Genomic DNA, 23,913 nt, shown 5'->3' with positions numbered 1-23,913 from the left:
CATTTTATAACTCATCGAGCAACCGTTTGGAGAGGGTATTGGCATCCGGCCAATCTGGATTGATCGAGCAGCGGATAATCATATAACATCCCTTCATAGATAACCTCGAACGCCGGATGCTGAAAGAAATCATTCGGCGTTACTGCCGAGGAAGGCCGATCCCATAAATGGATTCTGCTTTGCTTCATCGCTTCGGCGACGAATTGCGAACAGAAATAGGATCGTTCCCTCGTAATATCGAGTCTCATCAGCACGCCGAACATGCCGATGAGATTATAGCCATAGGCTTCCTCTTCATCCTGGTAATGCCGGATCACGCGTCTTGCCGCCTCATATTGCTGAGGGGTGACTTCGAGACGAAGCAGAGCGCAACGCGTTCCGGGGAAGTGGCGAAAAGTTCCTTCATACACATCCTCCTCCACGAATCCTCCGACCCAAGGATTGTTGGCGCACTTTCGTCCGAAGCTGAACACTTCATTCAAGTTCTCGTCGAGCGCCAGCGAGGCATGATTATAAGGCGCAGCAGTGATTCGTTTGATCAATTTCGTAAACATCGTTCCCGTATCAGTCAGTAGAACATATATATTTTTGTTATCGGACATTTGGCTTTCCCCCACATACATTGATGAACTATTCATAGAATCCGGATTTCGTCAAATCCTTCGTTAACTTCATTGTAGTTGAGGCAAGCCGTTTCCATAACCGACTATAGGTGTGATTAGGACCTGGACCTAAGTCGAGTTCTTACCTGACCTGACGACGTAATCCATATAACTATACCCCATACAAGCGACGATAGGAAGACGGCGTCATGCCTTCGTGCTCCATAAATCGCTTGTTAAAGTAACTGACGCTCGGGTAACCCGCTTCCACTGCAATTTGTCCGATCGTTTTATCTTTATGATCGAGCAGCCATTGCTTAGCCATCTGAAGACGGCAGCGCGTCACAAAATCCATCGGCGTCATCTCCATGACGTTGCGGAATAATTTACAAAAATAGTACGTGGATACGCCTAACCTAGCCGCCCACTCTTCCAAAATAAACGGCTGCGCAGCTTCCTGCTGCATGATGGGCAGCAGCTCGTGAATTCGGTTCGCCGAATTGTTGGATTTATTATCCGATAAGGAGGACGCCTGTTCGACGAATACGGCTAACAAGGAATACGTCAAGGTGGACAATTGCGCAGGCTTCAGCATGCGATGGGTTTCCGCCTCATTCAAGAGCGCTTCATGCGCTTCTTCAAAGACCGCCGGCTGCCGAATGCTCCAAAGCTGGCTTTTATGAAATCCGCGCTCGATGAAATAATTCTGCAGGCCGCTGCCATAAAAATGGAACCAGCGGACATCCCAAGGATCGTCCTCGCTGCTGTAATAATGCTGAGCTTGCATGGGAAAATACAGCACGGCTTCCCCTGGGCCGAGCGTATGAACGACATTGTCGATTTCAACATGCCCTTTTCCGGTAGCAACATAGTGAATATTGAAATTGTTTAAAGAACCGGCTGCCCGTGTCACCGTGTGATCCGGCTCATCCCGGTAGATCCCTACCGATTCCGGCAGACAGAAGAACGGCATTTGCGGAAGGGTCAGCAGATGGCTTTGTCGTTTCATCTCCATCCTCCTATAATGACAATATTGTTTTATTACACTACAAAATAATATTATATCAATTTTATTTCTTGTCTTTTATAATCGCAATATAATCTTAATAAGTTGTATAGGAGCTGATGAACATGACTCAAAAACTTCGTTGGGGGATACTTGGATGCGCCAGCATTGCCAAACGTTCGGTCATACCCGGTCTGCAGCAATCCCGTCTCAATGAAGTCGTTGCCATTGCCAGCCGCGACCAGGCAAAAGCAGAGCAAACCGCCGAGGAACTGAAGATTCCGACTGCATACGGCAGTTATGAGTCCTTGCTTGAGGATTCTTCCATAGATGCTGTCTATATCCCGCTACCTAACCATCTACATAAAGAATGGAGCATCCGTGCAGCGGAAGCCGGCAAACATATACTGTGCGAAAAACCGCTGGCGCTGACGGAAGCAGAGGCGGCCGAAATGGCTGACGCGGCCGCGACAGCGGGCGTGATTCTCGCCGAAGCCTTTATGTACCGCTATCATCCGCGATACGACTTGCTGAAGGAAATGATCGACTCCGGTGCCATTGGGGAAATTCGGGGCATTCGCAGCGCGTTTACTTTTAACAGCTCGGCCAATCATGGAAATGTCCGGTTTCGCAAAGATTGGGGCGGCGGTTCGATTTATGATGTCGGCTGTTATCCGATCAATGCCGCGCGCATCCTGCTGGATAAAGAACCGGAAGCGGTTACCGTTCAAGCCTTCTTCTCGCCTGAGCATGATCATGTCGACATGATGGCCTCCGGCTTGATCGAATTTGACGGCAACGTTGCCCTGACCTTTGATTGCGGCATGTGGGCGGCTTATCGGAATCCCCTTGAAATTGTTGGCACGGATGGCCTGATTGAAGTCCCATACGCCTACAGCCTGCCTGAGAACGGAGCAAACTTCTTCTTAACGACCGGCGATGGACGCAAAGAAATCGAGGTTCCTCATGCAAACGCATACAGCGAACAAGGTGACCGGATAGCGGAAGCCGTTTTGTACGACAAGCCTCTCCGCTACTCGACGGAGGATGCGGTTCGCAACATGAGAGTCATCGATGCCTGCCTGCAATCTGCCCACGAACGTACGAGAATCGTGCTGTAATTCACTCAAGGAGGAGATGAACATGAAATATATATCAATCAAGGGATTAAACAAACCCGTCTCTGCGCTCATGAAAGGAACGGACTATTTCTATCATGATTCGTACGAGAAAGCTGCCGCCAATATGGATGCTTACCTTGCGATCGGCGGCAATTCCGTTGATACCGCACATATATACTGCGGCGGTCAGAGCGAAGAAGTCATCGGCAGATACATGCAGGAAAGGGGGAACCGGGATCAGCTCGTCATTCTGACAAAGGGTGCCCATCATGACCAAAACGGCCCTCGCGTCAGCAAAAAAGACATCAAAAACGACATCACGACGAGCTTTGAAAGACTCCAGACGGATTTCATCGATCTGTACGCATTGCACCGTGACGATCCTGAGGTTCCGGCGGGGGAAGTCATCGAGGCTCTGAACGAATATATTGCTGACGGCAGTGTAGGCGCCATCGGGGTATCCAATTGGACCTGGGAACGCATTCGGGATGCCAATGCCTATGCCGACACAAACGGCTTGGTCGGCTTTTCCTTCAGCAGCCCGAACCTCAGCCTGGCTAAGCCGAACGAACCCTTCTGGAAAGGCTGCGTCTCAGCCGATGCGGAGACGATGGCCTGGCATGAAGCTGAGCAGTTTCCGCTGCTCTCCTGGTCTTCCCAAGCGCGAGGATTCTTCACCGGGCGATTCACTCCGGAGATTCGGGACAACGCGGATCTTGTGCGGGTATTTTACAGCGATGCGAACTGGGAGCGGTTAGAGCGTGCCAAACAGCTGGCCGCTTCGAAAAATGTGACAGCCATACAGATCGCGCTCGCTTACGTACTGAACCAGCCCTTCCCTACCTGCGCGCTGATCGGCGCGCAATCGGCCGAGGAATTGAAATCCTGCGACGAGGGTTCGAACATCCGGCTGACTAAGGAAGAATTAGACTGGTTAGACCTGACGATTGATCAACGATCTTGATTCCTAACAATAAAGACGCCTTGAGCCAGGATAACGTCATCCGGCTCAAGGCGTTTTATTTTCAATTTAACGTCATCAACTCAGGCATGGAGGCCCAATCTGAAATCAGGTAGATGAATCCGTGGTTCCCGGGCCCCCCTACTCCTGCAAACTCCGCAGATATTGTTCATATTCTGCCGTAAATTCGAGCGCCTCGCTAAAGTCATCCGACTTCAGTGAAAGGACCGCAACGACGTCTTCCTTGCCTGTCTCATGCAAGGCTAGAATACGCGGCTGCCTTGGGACCCGAAACTGGGTATGGTCGTGATATACGATCGTGACGATGGTACCTAGCGGCTCTTCCTCCGGCGACAAAACGGTGCTCCACATCCAGCGCTGCTGGTCGGTTCCTTCCTCGCTTCCCCATTCCCTTGAAATGTCGAAGTCGCCCGGGAATTTCGGTGCAGGACGTATTCCTATTTCCTTGAGCTGCCTGTGTACCGGCAAGAATAACAGGTTTAAATACGTCCCGTACGCCATATCCCCACCCTCGTTGTATGCCCTTCGCAGTTTTTCCCGGTTATCGGTAAGCACCTTTTCCCAGTTCTGTTCAATATGTTCGGAAATATAGCTTCCGATGGCTTCGATCGGGTTGTCCTGCCGTGCTTCCAAAAATGCTTGCAGCGATTTCAATGGATTCATATTAACCCCTTTCCATTTCATGGATTTTGGATGTACCTCTCCAGCTTACAACATTCATGCAAATTGTAAGATTTGCTGGATATCCGGCCCATATTAGGGGTGAACCTTATCATATGCTTTAAACCCTTTAAACCCTGAATCCCTGCAGCATGCCGGCAATCACATGCATGGTTTCCTCGATGCCCTTATCCGTTTCCGGCATTTGTGCCACCAACAACGAGCATTCGTTTAAGGCTCCGGACAGGGCATGCGTCAAGGCATCAACCGGAGCGGCCTTCATCATTCCCTGATGCTGCATCAAGGCCAACTGTTCCCTCAGGTGGCTCATCGAATTCTGCTCGTCCATCTCGCGCCATGACTCCCAGCCTGCGACACTCGGGCCGTCAACAAGCATAATGCGCTTATTCTGCGGTTCGACCACGGTCGCAATAAAGGCCCGACATCCAAACAGCAGCTGATCCCAAGGATCCACGTAACGGTCGGCTTCCGCCTCCACGCGCTGCCCAATTTCCGTCTGCACTAATTCGAGTACGGCGAGAAACAGCCCTTGTTTATTCTTAAAATGATGATACAGCGCGCCGCGGGTAACATGAGCTTCGTCGGCAATTTCTTCTAAAGCCGCATGGGCATAGCCTTTTTCCGCAAATTGTGCCCTGGCCACCTTTAGCAGCAGCTGTATGGTTTCGTTCGCTTCGCTTTTGGTTCTTCTCATGATTGCGTTATTCTCTCCTATGCATCATTCGGATGCTGTTCTCAAGGACGACGGAAGCCCCAGCACTTCCTGGTCTTACACCCTTCGCCATGGAGCTTAGCGAATGCTGACGGATCCATGGACCGTATAATCAGATGATTCCGGATGTAAAAGTCAGCGGCTTGCGGCTTTTAATAAATGCCCCCGAGGAAGCTCCGGTACATGCGGCTTACCTCGATCTGACAGAAAATCCGCAAGCTCTCTTACCGAAGTAATCCTTCTGCGCGAAAGGATGTACTCATTCGCCGGTGCCGTCATCCTTCGTGGACCACACCTCTTCATTATACTGCTCCATAAAGGCTTGGGAAGGTGGAATGATCTTAATCATATCGATCAGCACCCCATTCGGGTCACTGATAATAAAATGCCGCTGGCCGAATTCCTCATCACGAATGTCCAGATGAAGCGGCAGCTTTTCATGGATGACCAGCCTTTCGTACTCGGCATCCACATCCTCCACCTCAAAATTGAGTATCAGCCCCTGTACACGCTGCTGATAAGCAGAGGGAACCGTCGGGTGATCTTTGGACAGGATCGCCAGCTCGTAAGCGATGGGTCCCTCGATTCCCTTCTTCAAGCTTACATACCAATCCGCTTCAAAAACAACCTCAAAACCAAACAACCGTGTGTAAAAGTCTGCGCTTTCGGCAATCTGTTCTGTCATGATGACGGGATAAAATCCTTGAAGTTTCATATGGAAAACATCTCCTTGTAAATGGAATGATCCCAATTTAACATACATACAGCATGTATGTAAATATTATTTTTTAAAATTTTTCATAAAAAAAAGAACCTGCGGACCGCAGGTTCTTCGTTGGCTACCACAACAAGCTGACTGCCAATAGATTGAACAATGCTAAAGGCAATACGACATTAGGATTGGGGCCGTATGGCACAAATGGAGGGTATCCCGGGTAGAAACCTCTGTTGCCTTGTTCTACAAGAATGTACACATTCTTTGCATCGACATTTATGACGATACCTTCAACGGCTTCATCATCCATCGTATGCACCCTTACCTTGCGATTCACCACGTTTTTCATGGCCGAATGGGCGCTTTCTCTATGTTTCTTCATGGAATGTACCAACTGGTGATCGCATTGAAACAGCATTTGCGGTTGAGTTGAATATTGGTTCATGTTGCTCCTCCTTCACTCTCTTCTACCCGCATTGTATGCAATTGCCCTCTCAAGGGTGTTCGCCTATCCGCAATCCGTTTAATGCACCGCCGATACGGGTATAGTACAACCAGATGAAGGAGGTTAGACATCATGGACAAACGAAATATACAAACGGGGCCAAGCAGCTTTTATATTGAGGACAACGGCAAAAAAGTAGCCGAAATTTCCTACTCCCCACAAGGAAACGGAGTGATCAGCATCGATCATACCTATATTTCTCCAGGGCTACGGGGTCAAGGCATTGCCGATGAGCTCGTACGAAAAGTGATCGGATACGCCAGGGAAGAAAACTTGAAAATCATCCCCGCTTGCTCCTATGCCGGGCATTATTTTGATAAAAACCTCGACGATCGCGCACTTCTGCACAAGTAAATATGCTGTTAAACAACCTTGGCAAACATGCAATCAAAAATGAAGCATTTGTTAGCTTGAACTTGGCCAGCCATAAGAATGCTCCCCTTATCGGTTGGCTTTCGCGTGCCCGGATTTCCAGTCAATATTTAACTTTGGTATTTTCTATTGCGATAGAGCGATCCTATCCTCTATGATCAAATGGTATAGCTTAGCTTAGGGAGGCAATTATTAACATGATGCAAACAGCGGAGAATTGGGTCTGGGAACAGATGTTTGACAAATTGCCTTTTGGGGCGATCCTGATTTCTGCGGTTGACGAGCCTGTTGCGATGGTGAACGACCGATTCTGCGAAATAACGGAATCCAAGCGTTCTGACCTGCTTCAGCTCAAACCTTCCGAAATCCAAGTTCTATCCAACCTATCTTTTCAACAAATATTGCAATCATTGATATATGACCCAACGTCCACTCTCTCAAGAGAATCATATTTTATTCGCCAGGACGGGCGCCAAGTGCATGTCGCCATGAGTATCTCCCTGCTGGAGCCCCCCTCACGAGACAGGACACCGTGGATCATGTGCTGCCTGGAACCCGGGACCGTGCAGGAGGGGACGACTTTGCCGCCGATCATCAAGAATGACGAGCTGCTGGCACTGATTTCAAAAAGCGGACAAGACCTCATATCCATCAGCAGCGCCGACGGCATTATCGAATATATCTCACCTTCTGCCACTGACATACTGGGGTACACCCAAGAGGAAATGATGGGCCAACACCGCGGTAAATACTACCATCAAGTCGACTCCGAGCAAATGAAGGAACCAGGCAAACTATTTTCGGAGAATGATAGTTTCGTTCGACGCATTCGCCATAAGGAAGGACATTATTTATGGTTTGAAACGTCGTTTCAGCTCATTCGGGGTGCTCAAGGTGAAATTGACAAGGTACTGGCCATAGGACGAAACATAACCAAACGTAAAACGGATGAGGATACGCTGGCCCATGCGCAGCGGATTGCCAAGATCGGTTCCTGGCGCTGGGACTTGATCACGCATACGCTTACCTACAGCGATGAAATGAGGCGAATTTACGGGTATCAGATCAATGCCATCGAGCCGAATCATGACACGCTGATGTCCCTGGTCATTCCGGAGGATCGCGAACGGCTGGAACAGGTTGTGCGCACGGCCGTACAGGGTAGAGCAGACGAAATCATATACCGGATCCAGCTTAAAGACGGACAACTCCGAACCATCAGAGCCCAGTGGGAGGTCACCGTTACGAACGAAGGAAGACCTATGGAGATGGTCGGCATGGCACAGGATATTACCGAACAGGTGATGATCGAACAGCAGTCGCTGGAGAATGAGAATAAGTACAAGCTCATCACCGAAAATTCGCTCGATTTCATATCGCGAAGCACCATTGACTGCTTTACGTTTCTTTACTGCTCCCCTTCCTGCTACGCCCTGCTCGGGTATCGCCCCGAAGAGATGGTCGGCACCAGTACTTTTGACTACGTATACGCTGAGGATATTGCGCCGCTACAGGACTATTTAGAGAATTGCCTGGAAGGCAAAATGCTCACACCGATCACCTTCCGCTATATACATAAGGATGGCAGGCACATCTGGTTTGAGGTCAATTGCAAATATATCAGCACGCAGGGTGGTCAGAAGAATGAAATTATTTCGATTGCCCGCGACATTTCCGAACGAAAATTAATGGAATTTAAGCTGAAGGAAAGCGAGCAGCGCTACCGTTCCCTGTTCGAGTACAATCCATCGGCCGTATACTCTATGAATTTGGACGGTGATTATATAACGGCCAACCAGAATCTCCAGGAATTGACGGGATATACGCTAGACGAGCTTATCGGGATGTATTTCGGGCCGATTGTAGCAGAAAAAGACAAGGCTCGCACGCTGTTTCATTTTAATCAAGCGAAGGAAGGCATACCCCAAAGCTATGATCTGACCATCATTCATAAGGATGGACGTCCCATCGAAATCAATACCATCAACATTCCGATTTTCGTGGATGACGAAGTCGTCGGCGTTTATGGCATTACCCGGGACATCACCGAACGCATTCGGACGATGGAAGAGATCAAGAAGCTCAGCCGGGAGCTCACCCTGTTGCTGAATACGGTATCGGAGGGCATCATCGGTCTGGACATTCACGGTCAAGTCGCTTTCATCAATCCGGCCGGGGCAGCCATGCTTGATTACGAACCTGCAACGACCATTGGAAGACCGTGCGACCAGATCATCAAGGAAATTCGCCATGACGGTACTTTCTATCGCGGGGAAGATTCTCCTCTCGTTCAAGCAGTCAAACAAGGCATACCGCTGTCCAGAGCCGAAATCGTACTCTGGCGAGGAGACGGTACCAGCTTTTTAGCCGATTATCAGGTTAATCCGATTTGGGATCAAGGAGAGCGCAAAGGCGCCGTCATGGTATTCCGCGATATTACGGACGAGAAAGAGATCATCCGCGCCAAGGAGAACGCCGAACGGGCTGATCAAGCAAAGACGGAGTTTCTCACCATGATGAGCCACGAGCTCCGGACGCCGATGAACGGCATTATCGGGATGATCGAGCTGTTAAGCACGACAGAGCTAGACGAAGACCAACAGAATTACATCCATATTCTCATGGAGAGCAGCGGCTCGCTGCTGCACATCCTGAACGAGATCCTCGATTTCAGTAAAATCGAGACCGGCAATATGACCCTTAATCATGAACCGATTGATTTGCGCTCCTTGCTCGAAGTCGTCGTTGATTTATTCTCGGCGAAAGCCAAGGAAAAAGGGTTGTCCTTATCGTTCAACATCAACAGCGCCAATGTCCCCGACGTGATTATCGGCGATGCCCTGCGGCTGCGGCAGGTGCTTGTGAATCTCATCAGCAATGCCATCAAGTTCACGCATGAAGGCAGCATAACGTTGAACGTGGAAGGACTTCGCAGGACGGGCACCCAAGAGTTCACGCTTGCTTTTCAAGTAAAGGATACGGGAATCGGCATAGCGCCTGAGCTCCAGCATCAGCTGTTCACTTCCTTCTCGCAGCTGCATCCATCCTTGAACCGAAAATACGGCGGTACCGGATTAGGGCTTGCGATCAGTAAAAAGCTGGTTGAGCTGATGGGCGGCGTGATTGGCGTCGAGAGCCGTGAAAATGTCGGTTCTTCCTTTTATTTTACGATTCCGACCCATACGCTGCAGGATGTTCACACAAACCCGTAACATTCGGTCACTTTTCGTTCTCAATCTATCTGCGTCAAAAAAAGGTGATCCACGGCTTCTTATGCTGTGGACCACCTTTTTTCTCGTTTTACGTACCGAGTGATCGGTTTCGTTCTATTGGTACAGGGATTCCAGTTCGTCTACCAGTTTGCCTACATAAGCCACCGCTTTGGAGATCGGCTCCGACGTGGACATATCGACGCCCGCCATGGCCATCAATTCCAGCGGGCTCTTGCTGCCGCCGGCCTTGAGCACTTGAAGCCATCGCTCCACGGCCGGTTGGCCCTCCTCGCGGATCAGCTGCGCCGCAGCTGTTGAAGCGGTCAAGCCTGCCGCATAGGTGTAAGGGTATAGTCCCATATAGTAATGGGGTTGCCGCATCCAAGTAAGCTTCGCGCCTTCGTCCAGTTCCACGGCGTCTCCCCAGAAATCGGAAAGCACTGCGCCCTTAAGCTCGGACAGCTTGTCTGCCGTAATCGGTTCATCGGCCATCGCATGGCGGTATACCCTTCTCTGCATTTCCGCTTCCAGAAGGTGCGTCACGTAATTGTGGTAATAGGTGCTCAGCAGTTGGAGAATGATCCAGCGCCGCATCCGCTTATCCTCGGATTGACTTAGCAAGTGATCCGCCAAGAGAAGCTCGTTCATCGTTGACGGCGCTTCGATAAAATACATGGACGGACGGGCATTGGTGATGCGTTGATAGCGAGCAGCGAGCATCAAATGGCCCGCATGCCCTACCTCGTGTGCTAACGTGAAGGCATTGCGCATATTGTCCGCCCATGCCATCAGGATATAGGAATGCACTCCGTAAACCGATGAACAGAACGCTCCGGTAGATTTGCCGATATTATCGGCATAGTCCACCCAGCGCTTGGAGAACGCGGATTCAACGATCTCGCCGTATTCGGGACCAAGAATCGACAAGGCGCTGGAAATGGTGGCACAAGCTTCTTCATAGGTTACGCTTGGATTGAAATCCGGATCCATCGGCGCTTTCAAATCGCAGAACAGCATCTGATCCAAACCAAGCTCGCGTTTCTTCAGCTTCATCAGCCTGCGCATATGCGGAGCAAGCTCCTTCAGAATCGTATCGTGGATATGAGTGTACATATCCATTGTCACTTGCTGAGGCTTGAGCAGCATGTCCGTAACGGAGTCAAACCCGCGAAGCCGGGACAGCACCACCTGCTTCTTCACTTCCGTGGCATACGCCTCGGCAAAAGTGTGACGCGCCCCCTGCAGCGACTTCGTAAAAGACGCATAGGCTTCGCGCCGAAGCTCCGTATCCTCGGACATTTCGTAGGAATTCTCATACAGACGGAACGAGACCGGCTTGGTTTCATCATTCACTTGAATGTCATCAAAGGTCATATCCGACAGCTTGCTGCGCAAATAGATGCGGTAAGGGGAACCGAGCACCTCGCCCAGCGATGCAAGCACGCTCTCCGTCTCAGGACTCAAGCGGTGAGGCTTGGACTCCAGCAGCAGCGTCAAGCTTCGGGCATAAGGCGCCAGCCCTTCTTCCTTCGTTATGTAATGCTCGATGGTTCCGTCCTGGAGATCCAGCAGCTCCGATTCAATAAATGTTAAGGAGGACTGGATGCGGGACAACACATCGCCCGTTTTGGCCGAATTCGCCAGGTTGGACGGGTTGGTTCCGTCTTCCGACTGACGCAGTCTGGCATATGCCCCGACTCGGCCGATGCTCTCCATCAACGCTTCCTGTTCATTCAAGCATTCGAGAAGTACAGATGCACCATCGCCTAGCCTGCCCTTAAACCGCGTCAATTGAGCAGCTTGCGATTCAAGCGCTTTGAGACCCGCTTCAAATTCTTCTTGCGAGACAAACAAATCATCCAGATTCCAGGTAGCCTCGATTGGAACCTCACTTCGTGTCAGCAATTTCCCCATGGATACAGCTCCTCTCCTGTCTTAAGCGATCACTGGCTGCTGCACGGCTTAAGGATTAGCAGCAGCTTCACCCTTCCATCTTATCACAGTTTTATACGGGAAACGCCTCCTCATTTAAGCCTTGACTTCCGACCTTGTTTATGGATATAGTTAATCCATACTCTTATCTAAAGGAGAGATTTTGATGTCGGTGGTCGTTCTTAACTAACCCAATTTCATATGGATCGAAATGTAAAATTCCGGGCATTTCCTGATTAGGGATATGTTTATTTTTTGATGGATTCTCATTTCGTCCGTTGAATTAGTTAAGAACTGCGGATATCAATTGAAGCCCCTTTAGGGTTTATTTCGATATGATATGGTCATCCGTGCTGAGTTCAGCACGGATTTTTTGGGTCTCCCCTCTCTACTCAGCGGGGTTATTTGGAGCTGTCCCACGCCATATCCATCGGAATAACGGTCTTTGGGCGGAAAGCGAACCTGAGTAGTTCGCTTTCCGCCTTTTTTGCGTTGTATTACCTTCAACCATTTTAGTCTAAAGGAGAATGTAACCCATGAAGCCATTGGCATTAAACAAATTGGAGTATGAGAAAATACGCACCGAACTCGAACGCTTTGCCGTATCCTATCTGGGCATTTCGCACATTCAGAAGATGACCCCCCTCACCCAGATGAAGGCCATCCGTAATAAGCTCAATGAAACGGAGGAAGCCAAAACCCTGCTGCAAAGCGGGGCTAGCGTGCCTATTTCCTCACTGGAGGGCGTTGAGTTGATCCTGGATTTGCTCGGCACCGGATATGTCCTGTCCGAGCGCGATTTCGGCCATTTGGTCCAGTATCTCAGAAGCTGCCGTCAGCTCATTCAATATATGGCCGCCAAGAGCAGCATTGCTCCGACGATCAGTTCCTACGCCTCTTCCATGCATGAGCTGCGCCCGCTCCTGTCCGAAATCGAACGCAGCATTCATGCCGGCCGCGTTGTGGATGGCGCCAGCAAAGACCTGGCGAAAATCCGCAAAAAAATCATCGTAACCGAGGAACGGATCAAGCGTAAGCTCGACAGCCTGATGAGCCGTTACAAAGGGATCATGCAAGAGCACGTCGTCAGCAAACGCGGAGGACGTTACGTGCTGCCCATTAAGAAGGAGCACCGAAAAGCCGTGAGCGGCTCGATTCTGGATGAATCGGCCAGCGGGCAGACGGTATTTATCGAACCTGCCGATATGCAGGGGCTTCAGATGGAACTGAACCACCTGCAAGCCGATGAGGTCCGGGAAGAAACCAAAGTGCTGAGCGATTTGACGGCACTCGTCGAGCAGTATCAATACGAACTGAGAACCAACGCCGATACCGTCGGAATCTACGACTACATCATAGCCAGGGGCAAATACGCGATTTCCATTGGAGGGCGCAATGTGGATCTGAACCAGGAGGGATTCATCCATCTCAAATCCGCGGTTCACCCTTTAATCGGCTCCTCCATGGTACCGCTGGACTTCACCATCGGGAAACGATATAAAACCTTAATCATAACGGGTCCAAATACCGGCGGCAAAACTTCAGCGCTGAAGACGGTTGGGCTGATCACCATTATGGTTCAGTCCGGTTTGCTGGTTCCCGTAGCGGAAGGCAGCCATTGTGCCGTCTTTGACGAGGTGTCCGTCGATATCGGGGACGGGCAGAGTTTGGAGCATGCCCTGAGCACATTCTCGGCCCATATCCGCAACATCCGCGACATTTTGCAGACGGCCGGCAGGTCCACGCTGGTGTTGCTCGATGAAATGGCTTCCGGAACGGACCCGGGTGAAGGCGTCGGGTTGTCCATCGCCATTTTGGAAGAGCTGTTTCAACGTCAAGCAACGGTCGTGGTCACTACCCATTTCACCGAAATCAAAAATTTTGCCGATCGCACGGCAGGCTTTGAGAATGCCCGCATGGAATTTGATGCCGACACCCTCGAGCCGCTCTACCACCTGCGGATTGGTGAAGCCGGTCACAGTTATGCTTTTGTCATCGCTGCTAAGCTGGGGATTCCGGAAGCGATCATTGCCAGATCACGGGAAATCACGGAGGCGGGGACGACAAGAGGTATTGCGGCCTACAGTCACGAGGATAGCTCGGGCACCGAAGATCGGGCCGGAGAACCAACCCCGGGTGAATACGATTCCTTCCCTATCGAGGGTCCGGATCAACCCGTAGACGACAAGAATAAAGAAGACGAAGCCCCCGCCTCTTCCCTTTATCAGCTTGGAGATCGGGTCTATGTGCCATATTTGAAACGAAGCGGCACCGTTTATGAAACCATGGACGCTAGAGGTCATATCGGTGTCATGATTCAACAGGAGCGATTGAAAATCAACCATAAACGGTTGAAGCCCTATATTGCGGCTAAGGATCTCTACCCGGAGGATTATGATCTGGATATCGTCTTTGAAAGCAAAGAGAACCGGAAGAAGCGCAATTTGATGAAGCGCAAGCATGTTGAAGGATTGCAAATTGAAACGAAGCCGGAGTAACGATTCCTGAATAGATAATTTGGAACGATTGTACGGATAACGAAATGAAGAAACATGAACCATATGTTGAAGGAGAGATAACGATGAACATACGTACCGAAACCAAGAATGATTATGAGCAGGTCAACGAACTGCTCATCCAGGCTTTTTCCGGTCAGGAAGAAGCGATCCTGGTACAACGATTGCGGGAAGACGGAGCTTTCGAAAGGGAATTGTCCATGGTTGCCGAAGAGAACGGGATCATCAAGGGGCATATTATGTTTAGCCGGGGGAGCCTTCTTGACGGCGGTCATACCCATCGGGTAGCTGCGCTAGGACCGCTGGCTGTGCTTCCGAAGTATCAACGCCAGGGGATCGGCGGGCAACTGATTGAAGAGGGGAAACGGCGGTGTCTCTCGCATGGCTATCCGCTTGTGTTTCTGTTCGGGCATCCGTCGTATTATCCACGCTACGGTTTTGTCCAGGCCAGAAACCATGGAATCGATATATCCCAATTCGCCGTTTCCGATGAGGTGTTCATGGTCGCCGAGCTTCAGCAAGGCGCACTTCATAACCTTCATGGCGAATTCCGTTTTCATTCCGCATTCGAAAATTTGGGGTAAACCGAAATTCATAGACCCTTATCATCCGAGTGGTTGGGTTAAGGCGGGGAATACTTGGTGGCATTCAGCTTTCAATATGTTGTACAATAAAGTCTAAATGACTATTTGAAGGATGGTTTTCAACATGTATGTAGCTCAAGGTTGGCAAGATTACGAGGTCATCGACACCGGTGGCGGTGAGAAGCTGGAGCGCTGGGGCGATGTCATTCTAAGGCGTCCGGATCCGCAGATCATTTGGCCGATTGAACGTGAAGACGGACAATGGCGAAATGTACACGGGCACTATCACCGCAGTTCGTCCGGCGGCGGGCAATGGGACATGAAAAAGCAGCTGCCGGATCGATGGACCATCTCGTACGACCAATTGAAATTTCATATCCGACCGACCAATTTTAAACATACCGGCTTGTTCCCGGAGCAGGCTGCGAACTGGCGCTGGATGATGGACAAAATCGCTTCCGCCGGTCGTCCGATCAGCGTACTGAACCTGTTCGCCTATACGGGTGGAGCTACCGTCGCTGCGGCCTCTGCCGGTGCTCAGGTCGTCCACGTGGATGCTGCGAAGGGGATGGTTCAATGGGCCAAGGAAAACGCGGCATTGTCCGGCCTGGCTGACCGCCCTATCCGTTATATTACGGATGACGTGTTTAAATTCGTTCAGCGGGAACAGCGTCGGGGAAACAAATACGATGCGATTATTATGGATCCTCCCTCTTATGGGCGCGGGCCAAGCGGAGAAACGTGGAAGCTGGAACAAAGCCTGTATCCATTTCTCGAAAGCTGCATGAGCATCGTATCGGATAACCCGCTGTTCATGCTGATTAACTCCTACACGACCGGCATCTCCCCGACCGTTCTGAACAACATGCTCACCATGACCATGAAGCCGAAGTACGGCGGACTGATCAGCGCAGGCGAAATCGGATTGCCGATCACCCGCTCCGGCATGAACCTGCCATGCGGCATCCTGGGCCGATGGGAGTCCTGATTCGATGAGCAGACGGGGACCAGCATCGTATCCGGCCGTGCCGATTCTATTCGAAGATAATCATGTGTTGGGCGTAACCAAGCCGGTCAACATCCCCTCGCAGGAGGATGCTACCGGCGATCCCGACATGCTGACCATTCTGAAACAGGACATCAAGGAGCGTTATAACAAGCCGGGGAACGTTTTTTTGGGATTGGTGCACCGCCTTGACCGTCCCGTGGGCGGAGCGATGGTATTCGCCAAGACGTCCAAAGCCGCATCCCGATTATCGGAGGCCGTCCGGAGCCGCAGCTTCCGTAAGCAGTACGTAGCGGTCGTTCACGGTGTTCCAGCGAAAACTTCAGGCCGGCTCGTGAACATGCTGTACAAGGATGCTAAAACCAACACCGTCCACGTTACCTCCAAAGGGACGGACGGAGCCAAGGAAGCCATTCTGGATTATACGGTGCTCCAAGCAGCGGAAGGCGTAAGTCTTGTCCGGATCGAACTGCACACGGGTAGACCACACCAAATACGCGTACAGCTCAGCCATGCGGGTCATCCGCTGTTCGGCGATCAGAAGTATGGAAGCAAGGTGAACAAGGCCGGCCAACAGATTGCCTTATGGTCCGTATTGGTCGGATTCCCTCACCCTGTTACCAAAGAGGACATCTCCATTCGTTCCATGCCGCCTTCCGTTTATCCCTGGAGTATCTTCAATATGGACCAGCTGGGATCGACATGACGAACCTATCAATGAATTTTTAAAAAACGAAATCCATCATTGGATTTCGTTTTTTTGTATGTCTACGCCTAATGCTATGACTATGTAACTAATTACAAATATTGTAATATTTTATCCCTCTATCATAATATATTATCCCTTTACTTTTAACAAAGAATGGCAAAGAATAGTAACCAGAATAGATTAACATTTTTTAGTTGATTTGTACAATCATGGTATGAACCTCATCTTGGGGTTTATATAGATCACGGTTGCCGAGGAGGAGGATGATCAAGGATTATTCATGAATGGAGTCGATAGCCGGTTCGTTCCTGTTTTGTGCAGAGCAAGTAAACCCGCAGCATAAGGAGGTTTGATCAGCAACAGGAGTCCGCTGAATTTCAAATTCAATATTCAAGGAGGTATTTGTTATGGATCAGGTTCAGTGTCAAACAAATCACCGCTTGCATTTGAAACCGCTGTGGATTTTTTTAGGAAGCACACTGTTGTTTTTCACCATTATGATCATTACGGCAAGCAGCGTTTCCGCTCATGGTTATATCGAATCACCGGCCAGTCGTGGTTATAAGTGCAAGCTTGGCGAGAACGTCAACTGCGGCAGAATCATCTATGAACCGCATTCCCTGGAAGGGAAAGGGAACTTTCCGATCGGCGGACCGGCGGACGGCCAAATCACCGGTGCCGGAATCTTTACCGAACTGTATGAACAGACGCCAACCCGCTGGAGCAAGGTAAACATGAACGGCGGGCCGAACACGTTTAAGTGGGTGCTGACCGCAGCCCATGCTACATCCGATTGGAAATATTATATTACGAAAAAAGGCTGGGATTCCAGCAAACCCCTCGCACGCGCAGATCTCGAATTGTTCTGCTCCTTCAATGACGGCGGCAAACAACCGCCGAACACCGTAACCCATACTTGTAACGTACCTACCGACCGCACCGGCTACTATCTCATCCTCGCCGTATGGGAAATCGCCGATACGGGCAATGCCTTCTATAACGTGATCGACGTGAACCTGAATAACGGCAGCGGCAATCAGGACACGCAGGCACCGACCGTGCCGGCGAATCTGAGAACCACAGGGGTTACAAGCAGCAGCATTTCGCTCGCCTGGAACGCCTCTACGGATAACGTAGGAGTCACAGGCTATGAAATCTATCGAGGCTCCAATCTAGTGGCAACGGTATCCGGATCCACCCTGAGCCACACCGTTACCGGCCTGCAAGCAGGCACCTCCTATACCTTTACGGTAAAAGCCCGTGACGGAGCAGGCAACGTATCACAGGCGAGCAGCCCGCTAACCGCCAGCACATCAAATCCCGTTCCGGACACCCAAGCTCCGACGGCTCCTGCCAATTTACGATCTGCGGGATCGACGTCCACAAGCGTATCATTAGCCTGGAACGCTTCCACGGATAACGTCGGAGTAAGCGGCTATGAGGTATATCGGGGCACCACGCTGGTTACGACGGTGTCCGGCAGCACGCTATCCTATACAGTTGGCGGATTATCGCCAAACACGACCTATAGCTTTACCGTAAAAGCACGCGATGCGGCAGGCAACGTATCCCCAGCCAGCAATGAGCTGCAAGTCACCACGGCGGACGGCTCTGTACCGGAAACTCCGGCCTGGGCTCCGAATACTTCATACCAGCAGGGAGCTTTGGTCACGTATGGAGGCAAAACCTATGAGTGCCGCCAAGCCCATACGTCCCTGCCTGGATGGGAACCCGCTAACGTGCCGGCTTTATGGCTGCTTAAGTCTTAACTTCATCAAATTATGCCAAGGTTCGTTAGTGACCACGTGACTAGAAAGCAATATTAGCAAAACAATGAAACCGCCCCCAAAGTCGGAGCTGCCGCAGGCAGCCAGACACGGGGGCTTCTGTGCATTCCATGTAGGGTGCTGGGTCAATAATGCCTACGCCTCGACCAGAACCTCCTGAGGAGCCGTGCTGATCTTTCCCAATAGATAGACAAGCAGCTGTTGATTATGCGAGGATATGCGGTTCAGAATCCGGGAAAGGTACTCCTCCCTAACCTGTAATCCTCGCGTATATTCCTCGCGTCCTTTATAGGATATCGTCACCCAGACGATCCGTCTGTCATTTGCGTCCCGTTCCCGTTGGATCAATTCGTTCTTCTCCATCCGGTCCAATAGCATCGTTACGGCAGCCGGACTTGTAGCCAGGTAAGGAATGAAATCGGAAGGTTTCATCCGCTTCTGCTCAGCGAGCACTTCCAGCACCATGAGTTGCGACTCCGTCAATGTCGGGGCCAATCCGGCTTCCATATGGAGTTTATAATCCTTGGCCAGCTTGGACCACACCTTGGCGAATTCGGCAGTATGCATGTTTATCCCGTCCCTTCCGTTATGTCTGTCATGATCAAACATCGAAATACTATCTGAGTTTGCGGAACTGTACTCTGATGAATGAACTTCCGTTTGAGCCAGCGTCATGATTTTCATAATAGTTTATAGGATTAACTTTTCGCTGGATGCCAGCCAATATCCTTCTTTTTTCGTTAAAAAATATAATTTCCAATCAAGCGACAAAACCCGTCATGCCTTGTGTGACGGCGTTTCTCAACATTCACCTTACTTCGACAGCGCCAGACATATGTCAAATAGTATAAATTTAAACATGCGTCATCCAACGCTAAATACAACAAAAGCACCCCGACAACCGTTCATCGAAGGTGCTTTCGTCCATTCATCTCTATTCAATCCATATCCGAATTAAAGGAAAGGCTCGCTCTTGCCTAACCTTCTTTGCCTAACTCTGCATGCGGGAGACTGACCAAATCGACAATCTGCCCGTTCTTGCCGACATCGGCCAGTAGTTTACCAATCGATTTACGCTCCATAATCGGAACTTTCTCCGTGTGAATCGGGAAAGCTTGCCCGTCTTCGCTATAAGCGTTAATCTGCAGCGGCTCGCGACAATAGAACGCGCCGACAATGGCGCTGCCGTTAGGCTTCACCCGCTTGCCTTCCTTGAACTCAAACGTGGCCATGCCTTTTCCGCCGCGGCTTTGGGCCGGATAATCCAACAGCAAGCTTCGTTTGCCGTATCCAAGATCCGTGATGGTCAAAATTTCGCCTTCATCGTTCTCCACCCATAATGCCGCAACGACCTCGTCCCCGTCTCGAAGCTGGATTCCCCGAACCCCACCGGAAACGCGTCCCATGGCATTGACTTCCTGTTCATTGAAGCGGATGCTCATCCCTTCTTTCGAGATCAGCACGATATCCTTATTGCTGTCACTCATAACGACCTGGATGATGCTGTCTTCCGCAGCTACCTTCGCAGCCGCAACCGCGCCAGACCGTTTGGTTACGTACTCCTTGAGATCTGTCCGCTTCACTTGCCCTTTGCGGCTCACGAAGACAAGCGATTTGCCCGCTTCGTCAAAGTTCGAAACCGGGATGACCGATACGATATGGTCCTCTTTCGGTACCTGGATCACGTTAACAATGGCCGTACCGGCATCTTTCCACTTGTACTCCGGAACCTGATGCACCGGCAATAAGAAATATTGCCCGCGGCTCGTGAAGATCAGCAGATTCTCCAGGGTATTGACTTCAAACAAGCGCGTGATGTAATCCCCTTCCTTGACGCCTGAGCTTTCCAGCTCACCTCCGCTGCGGGTGAAGGATAACATGCTGGTACGCTTGATATAGCCTTCATTCGACAAGGTTACGAGCACATCCTCGGCGTTAACAAGCACTTCAAGGTTCACCTTGATCTCTTCCACTTCTTCCTGGATAACCGAACGCCGGTCGATGCCGTACTTCTCCCGAATTTCGATCAGCTCTTTGCGAATGACGCCAATCAGCTTCTTATCGCTGTCGAGAATCGCACGCAAGCCCTCGATTTTCTTTGTCAGCTCGTCCAGCTCTTTTTGCAGGGAATGAATTTCAAGGTTGGTAAGACGGTATAATTGCAGCGTCAGAATCGAGTCAGCTTGTCTCTCCGTGAAACCGAACATCCATTGCAGATTGTTCTGGGCATCCTGGCGATTCTTGGAAGCCTTAATAGCCGCAATCACTTCGTCCAGTATGTTGAGCGCCTTGACGAGGCCTTCCAATACATGAGCCCGATCCTCGGCTTTCTCCAGCTCGAACTGCGTCCGGTGGGTGACGACTTCACGCTGATGGTCGATATAGGCCGACAGCATCGCTTTAAGCCCCAGCTGCTGAGGGGTTTTATTCACGATGGCAACCATATTGAAATTGTACGTAATCTGCAGGTCTGTTTTCTTGAACAAATAAGCCAGAATCCCGTTCGCGTCGGCATCCTTCTTCAGCTCCACGACGATGCGAAGCCCTTCCCGTCCGCTCTCGTCCCGAACCTCGGCGATGCCTTCGACTTTTTTCTCAAGACGAATGTTTTCCATTGCCGTAACCAGTCTCGACTTAACAACCTGATAAGGAATTTCCGTGATGACGATCTGCTGTTTACCACCACGAAGCGATTCAATGTCCGTCTTGGATCGCAGATAGACCCGGCCTTTGCCTGTCCGATAGGCATCCAAAATGCCTTCGCCGCCCATGATGATACCGCCGGTCGGGAAGTCCGGGCCTTTTATGAACGTCATGATCTCGTCCAGCTCGATCTCCGGCTTCTGCATGACGGCGATGCACGCATCGATTACTTCCCGCAGATTGTGAGGCGGGATTTCGGTGGCGAAGCCCGCGGAAATCCCGCTAGCTCCGTTCACAAGCAGATTCGGGTACCGCGAAGGCAGCACAACCGGCTCCTTCGCCGTGTTATCAAAATTGTCCTTGAACAGCACGGTTCGCTTCTCGATATCGCGCAGCAGCTCCATGGCAATCGGCGACAGCCTGGCCTCGGTATAACGCATCGCTGCTGCCGGATCATCGTCCTGGGAACCCCAGTTTCCGTGACCGTCCACAAGCACATGTCCCATTTTCCATGGCTGGGCCATCCGAACCATGCCTTCATAAATCGATGAGTCCCCGTGCGGATGGTAGTTACCCATGACATCCCCGACGGTTTTCGCCGATTTGCGGTATGGTTTATCCGGTGTGTTACCCGAATCGTACATGGCGTACAGAATCCGACGCTGAACGGGCTTCAGGCCGTCACGAACGTCCGGGATCGCCCGGTCCTGAATTATATACTTGGAATACCGGCCAAATCGGTCACCTACAACCTCTTCCAGAAATGCCGGCAAAAATTGCTCCGATAAACTCATTCATTCACCTTCTATTCCTCAAACTCCGCGAAGTTGACATTTTCAACGATCCACCGCTTGCGGGGATCTACCTTATCTCCCATCAGCGTAGACACGCGCCGCTCCGCTTTGGCGGCATCTTCGATTTGAACCTGCAGCAAGGTGCGTGTTTCCGGGTTCATCGTCGTTTCCCATAACTGCTCCGGGTTCATCTCGCCCAGTCCCTTATAGCGCTGCAGCTCAAAATTTTTGAATTCCTTCAAATAATTAGCCAGCTGCTCATCCGTCCAGGCATACCGCACGGTTTCCAGCTTGCCGGATTTGCTGGCGATTTTATACAGTGGAGGCTGCGCAAGATACACGCGGCCTTCATCGATCAGAGGTTTCATGTACCTGTAGAAGAACGTAAGCAGCAGCACCTGAATGTGGGCTCCATCCGTATCCGCATCGGTCATGATGATGATTTTCGAATAATTGCTGTCCCCGGCTGTAAATTCCGTACCGATCCCCGCGCCGATCGCGGATACGATCGCACGGTATTCATCATTCTTCAGGATGTCGGCCAGCTTGGATTTTTCCGGGTTCATCGGCTTCCCTTTAAGCGGCAGGATCGCCTGGATCTTAGAATCCCGCCCCTGCTTTGCCGAGCCGCCAGCGGAGTCCCCTTCGACAATGAACAATTCGGTTCGCGAAAAATCCTTGGACTGAGCCGGTGTCAGCTTGCCGCCGAGATTGGAACTCTCGCTGCGCTTCTTGCCGCTGCGCATCTCATCCCTTGCCTTCCGGGCCGCTTCGCGCGCTTTGGAGGCTTGAATGGCCTTCTTCAGCAGCGTTTGGGCGACCTGCGGATTTTCCTCTAGGAAAATTTGCATCTTCTCGGTAACGATGCTGTCCACCGCGCTCCGCGCAGAGGCGCTTCCCAGCTGGTCCTTCGTCTGACCCACGAATTCGACCTCAGCCATCTTGACGCTGATTACGGTCATCATGCCTTCCCGAAGGTCATTCCCCTCCAGATTCTTGTCCTTTTCCTTGAGAAGATTGTTCTTCCGTGCATAATCGTTCATGACGCGCGTATACGCCGTCTTGAAGCCCGTCTCATGCGTACCGCCCCCGCGCGTCGGGATGGAGTTAACAAACGAGGCCAGCGTTTCGGTATATCCTGCATTATATTGAAGGGCGATTTCGACTTCGATGTCATCCTTCTCGGCATAAAAATGGATCACATCGTGCAGCACGTCCTTGCCTTCATTCAAAAATTGGACGAACTGGCTTGCGCCGCCTTCATAAAAAAATTCTTCCCCATTCCCGCTCCGCTCGTCTTTCAAGACTATTCGGAGTCCTGAATTCAGGAAGGCAATCTCCTGTAAGCGCTCTGCAAGCGTGTCGTAGTTCAAATGCGTTCCCGAGGTAAACACGCGCGCGTCCGGTTTAAACGTGATTTTCGTCCCTGTTTTGTTCGTATTGCCCAGAACCTCAAGACCGGTTACCGGTTCTCCGACATGCTCTTTTCCTTTTTTGTCCTGCCAATACTCGAAGCGTTGGCGGTGAATTTTACCTTCGCGGTAAATCTCCACTTCCAGCCACTCGGACAACGCATTGGTTACGGATGCGCCAACGCCGTGAAGGCCGCCGGACTTCTTGTATCCGGAACCGCCGAATTTGCCGCCGGCATGCAAAATGGTGAATACCACCTGCGGCGTGGGAATGCCGGTCTTGTGCATCCCGGTCGGAATACCGCGTCCGTTATCGTATACCGTCGCGGATCCGTCTTTATGCAAAGTAATTTCAATTCTCGAGCAGTACTTGGCCAAATGCTCGTCTACGGCGTTGTCCACAATTTCCCATACCAGATGATGCAGACCCGACGAGCTTGTGCTCCCTATGTACATGCCTGGCCGTTTGCGTACCGCAACAAGGCCTTCGAGCACTTGAATGTCGTCAGCATCGTATCCTGAACGGTTAGTACCGCCGTTCTTTGATGACTCTGCAAACATATCGATCTGTTCGACCATTCATGCTCCTCCTTCAATTTCACGTATCTCGTGTTTTCTATTT

General features: G+C 50.9%; 19 protein-coding genes. 9 read left to right on the top strand and 10 right to left on the bottom strand.

All coding sequences use genetic code 11. The annotated features are described in order from the left end of the window. Nucleotides 1–11: 11 nt before the first annotated feature. Both MHH82_RS11955 and MHH82_RS11950 read right to left on the bottom strand, forming a co-directional pair. Nucleotides 12–602, bottom strand: coding sequence for a hypothetical protein (locus MHH82_RS11955; RefSeq protein ID WP_015734621.1), 591 nt, complete (start codon nt 600–602; stop codon nt 12–14). Nucleotides 603–774: 172 nt separating this feature from the next. Further along, the gene (locus tag MHH82_RS11950; protein WP_015734620.1) at nt 775–1,611 is read right to left on the bottom strand and encodes a helix-turn-helix transcriptional regulator; all 837 of its coding nucleotides are present in this window, start codon (nt 1,609–1,611) and stop codon (nt 775–777) included. Between the two features lie 122 nt (nt 1,612–1,733). Between MHH82_RS11950 and MHH82_RS11945 the strand changes: the two genes are divergently transcribed. Next, nucleotides 1,734–2,729, top strand: a complete 996-nt coding sequence (locus MHH82_RS11945) for a Gfo/Idh/MocA family protein (RefSeq protein WP_036665556.1) — start codon at nt 1,734–1,736, stop codon at nt 2,727–2,729. Between the two features lie 22 nt (nt 2,730–2,751). Further along, nucleotides 2,752–3,693, top strand: coding sequence for an aldo/keto reductase (locus tag MHH82_RS11940; RefSeq protein WP_340965787.1), 942 nt, complete (start codon nt 2,752–2,754; stop codon nt 3,691–3,693). Between the two features lie 138 nt (nt 3,694–3,831). On the opposite strand, the gene MHH82_RS11935 is transcribed toward MHH82_RS11940, so the two are convergent. The 4 genes from MHH82_RS11935 to MHH82_RS11920 form a co-directional block, all read right to left on the bottom strand. Beyond that, on the bottom strand, nt 3,832–4,374 hold the full coding sequence (locus MHH82_RS11935; RefSeq protein ID WP_036665689.1) for a DUF6022 family protein: 543 nt from the start codon (nt 4,372–4,374) through the stop codon (nt 3,832–3,834). Nucleotides 4,375–4,501: 127 nt separating this feature from the next. Further along, complete coding sequence (locus tag MHH82_RS11930; RefSeq protein WP_036665559.1) at nt 4,502–5,086, bottom strand: TetR/AcrR family transcriptional regulator; 585 nt, start codon at nt 5,084–5,086, stop codon at nt 4,502–4,504. A gap of 277 nt (nt 5,087–5,363) precedes the next feature. Beyond that, a complete protein-coding gene (locus MHH82_RS11925; RefSeq protein WP_340965783.1) occupies nt 5,364–5,819 on the bottom strand; it encodes a VOC family protein in 456 nt (151 codons plus the stop codon). 124 nt (nt 5,820–5,943) lie between these two features. After that, entirely contained in the window at nt 5,944–6,264 is a 321-nt protein-coding gene (locus tag MHH82_RS11920; RefSeq protein WP_015734614.1) for a hypothetical protein, read from the bottom strand. 132 nt (nt 6,265–6,396) lie between these two features. Between MHH82_RS11920 and MHH82_RS11915 the strand changes: the two genes are divergently transcribed. Both MHH82_RS11915 and MHH82_RS11910 read left to right on the top strand, forming a co-directional pair. Beyond that, nucleotides 6,397–6,678: a GNAT family N-acetyltransferase gene (locus MHH82_RS11915; protein ID WP_015734613.1), complete on the top strand. Its 282-nt coding sequence runs from the start codon at nt 6,397–6,399 to the stop codon at nt 6,676–6,678. 215 nt (nt 6,679–6,893) lie between these two features. Beyond that, nucleotides 6,894–9,908 (top strand): PAS domain-containing protein, encoded by a 3,015-nt coding sequence (locus MHH82_RS11910; protein ID WP_340965780.1) that lies wholly within the window; start codon nt 6,894–6,896, stop codon nt 9,906–9,908. A gap of 114 nt (nt 9,909–10,022) precedes the next feature. On the opposite strand, the gene pepF is transcribed toward MHH82_RS11910, so the two are convergent. Further along, nucleotides 10,023–11,822, bottom strand: coding sequence for an oligoendopeptidase F (pepF, locus tag MHH82_RS11905; RefSeq protein ID WP_036665565.1), 1,800 nt, complete (start codon nt 11,820–11,822; stop codon nt 10,023–10,025). Between the two features lie 554 nt (nt 11,823–12,376). Between pepF and MHH82_RS11900 the strand changes: the two genes are divergently transcribed. From MHH82_RS11900 to MHH82_RS11880, 5 genes are all read left to right on the top strand, one after another. Then, entirely contained in the window at nt 12,377–14,338 is a 1,962-nt protein-coding gene (locus MHH82_RS11900) for an endonuclease MutS2 (protein WP_340965778.1), read from the top strand. An 83-nt stretch (nt 14,339–14,421) separates the two neighbouring features. After that, nucleotides 14,422–14,940 (top strand): GNAT family N-acetyltransferase, encoded by a 519-nt coding sequence (locus MHH82_RS11895; RefSeq protein ID WP_340965776.1) that lies wholly within the window; start codon nt 14,422–14,424, stop codon nt 14,938–14,940. Between the two features lie 124 nt (nt 14,941–15,064). Beyond that, on the top strand, nt 15,065–15,928 hold the full coding sequence (locus MHH82_RS11890) for a class I SAM-dependent methyltransferase (RefSeq protein WP_015734608.1): 864 nt from the start codon (nt 15,065–15,067) through the stop codon (nt 15,926–15,928). A 4-nt stretch (nt 15,929–15,932) separates the two neighbouring features. Further along, a complete protein-coding gene (locus MHH82_RS11885; protein ID WP_340965774.1) occupies nt 15,933–16,652 on the top strand; it encodes an RluA family pseudouridine synthase in 720 nt (239 codons plus the stop codon). Between the two features lie 410 nt (nt 16,653–17,062). Continuing rightward, complete coding sequence (locus MHH82_RS11880; RefSeq protein ID WP_015734606.1) at nt 17,063–18,424, top strand: lytic polysaccharide monooxygenase; 1,362 nt, start codon at nt 17,063–17,065, stop codon at nt 18,422–18,424. A gap of 153 nt (nt 18,425–18,577) precedes the next feature. Here the strand turns inward: MHH82_RS11880 and MHH82_RS11875 are convergent, their stop codons facing one another. From MHH82_RS11875 to parE, 3 genes are all read right to left on the bottom strand, one after another. Beyond that, nucleotides 18,578–19,009 carry a MarR family transcriptional regulator gene (locus tag MHH82_RS11875; protein ID WP_015734605.1) on the bottom strand — a complete coding sequence of 144 codons (432 nt, stop codon included), beginning with the start codon at nt 19,007–19,009 and terminating at the stop codon, nt 18,578–18,580. 410 nt (nt 19,010–19,419) lie between these two features. Beyond that, nucleotides 19,420–21,879 (bottom strand): DNA gyrase subunit A, encoded by a 2,460-nt coding sequence (gene gyrA / locus MHH82_RS11870; protein ID WP_036665571.1) that lies wholly within the window; start codon nt 21,877–21,879, stop codon nt 19,420–19,422. 11 nt (nt 21,880–21,890) lie between these two features. After that, nucleotides 21,891–23,870, bottom strand: a complete 1,980-nt coding sequence (gene parE / locus MHH82_RS11865) for a DNA topoisomerase IV subunit B (RefSeq protein WP_009591364.1) — start codon at nt 23,868–23,870, stop codon at nt 21,891–21,893. Nucleotides 23,871–23,913: the final 43 nt, after the last annotated feature.

The organism is Bacillus sp. FSL K6-6540, from assembly GCF_038007545.1.
Note: the sequence above shows the minus strand (reverse complement) of the source record. Positions and strands in the feature narration are given on the sequence as shown.

Excerpts from the sequence above, each read along its gene's own strand:
- MHH82_RS11955 (WP_015734621.1), bottom strand. The coding sequence starts at position 602 with ATGTCCGATAACAAAAATATATATGTTCTACTGACTGATACGGGAACG.
- MHH82_RS11950 (WP_015734620.1), bottom strand. The coding sequence starts at position 1,611 with ATGAAACGACAAAGCCATCTGCTGACCCTTCCGCAAATGCCGTTCTTC.
- MHH82_RS11945 (WP_036665556.1), top strand. The coding sequence starts at position 1,734 with ATGACTCAAAAACTTCGTTGGGGGATACTTGGATGCGCCAGCATTGCC.
- MHH82_RS11940 (WP_340965787.1), top strand. The coding sequence starts at position 2,752 with ATGAAATATATATCAATCAAGGGATTAAACAAACCCGTCTCTGCGCTC.
- MHH82_RS11935 (WP_036665689.1), bottom strand. The coding sequence starts at position 4,374 with ATGAATCCATTGAAATCGCTGCAAGCATTTTTGGAAGCACGGCAGGAC.
- MHH82_RS11930 (WP_036665559.1), bottom strand. The coding sequence starts at position 5,086 with ATGAGAAGAACCAAAAGCGAAGCGAACGAAACCATACAGCTGCTGCTA.
- MHH82_RS11925 (WP_340965783.1), bottom strand. The coding sequence starts at position 5,819 with ATGAAACTTCAAGGATTTTATCCCGTCATCATGACAGAACAGATTGCC.
- MHH82_RS11920 (WP_015734614.1), bottom strand. The coding sequence starts at position 6,264 with ATGAACCAATATTCAACTCAACCGCAAATGCTGTTTCAATGCGATCAC.
- MHH82_RS11915 (WP_015734613.1), top strand. The coding sequence starts at position 6,397 with ATGGACAAACGAAATATACAAACGGGGCCAAGCAGCTTTTATATTGAG.
- MHH82_RS11910 (WP_340965780.1), top strand. The coding sequence starts at position 6,894 with ATGATGCAAACAGCGGAGAATTGGGTCTGGGAACAGATGTTTGACAAA.
- pepF (WP_036665565.1), bottom strand. The coding sequence starts at position 11,822 with ATGGGGAAATTGCTGACACGAAGTGAGGTTCCAATCGAGGCTACCTGG.
- MHH82_RS11900 (WP_340965778.1), top strand. The coding sequence starts at position 12,377 with ATGAAGCCATTGGCATTAAACAAATTGGAGTATGAGAAAATACGCACC.
- MHH82_RS11895 (WP_340965776.1), top strand. The coding sequence starts at position 14,422 with ATGAACATACGTACCGAAACCAAGAATGATTATGAGCAGGTCAACGAA.
- MHH82_RS11890 (WP_015734608.1), top strand. The coding sequence starts at position 15,065 with ATGTATGTAGCTCAAGGTTGGCAAGATTACGAGGTCATCGACACCGGT.
- MHH82_RS11885 (WP_340965774.1), top strand. The coding sequence starts at position 15,933 with ATGAGCAGACGGGGACCAGCATCGTATCCGGCCGTGCCGATTCTATTC.
- MHH82_RS11880 (WP_015734606.1), top strand. The coding sequence starts at position 17,063 with ATGGATCAGGTTCAGTGTCAAACAAATCACCGCTTGCATTTGAAACCG.
- MHH82_RS11875 (WP_015734605.1), bottom strand. The coding sequence starts at position 19,009 with ATGCATACTGCCGAATTCGCCAAGGTGTGGTCCAAGCTGGCCAAGGAT.
- gyrA (WP_036665571.1), bottom strand. The coding sequence starts at position 21,879 with ATGAGTTTATCGGAGCAATTTTTGCCGGCATTTCTGGAAGAGGTTGTA.
- parE (WP_009591364.1), bottom strand. The coding sequence starts at position 23,870 with ATGGTCGAACAGATCGATATGTTTGCAGAGTCATCAAAGAACGGCGGT.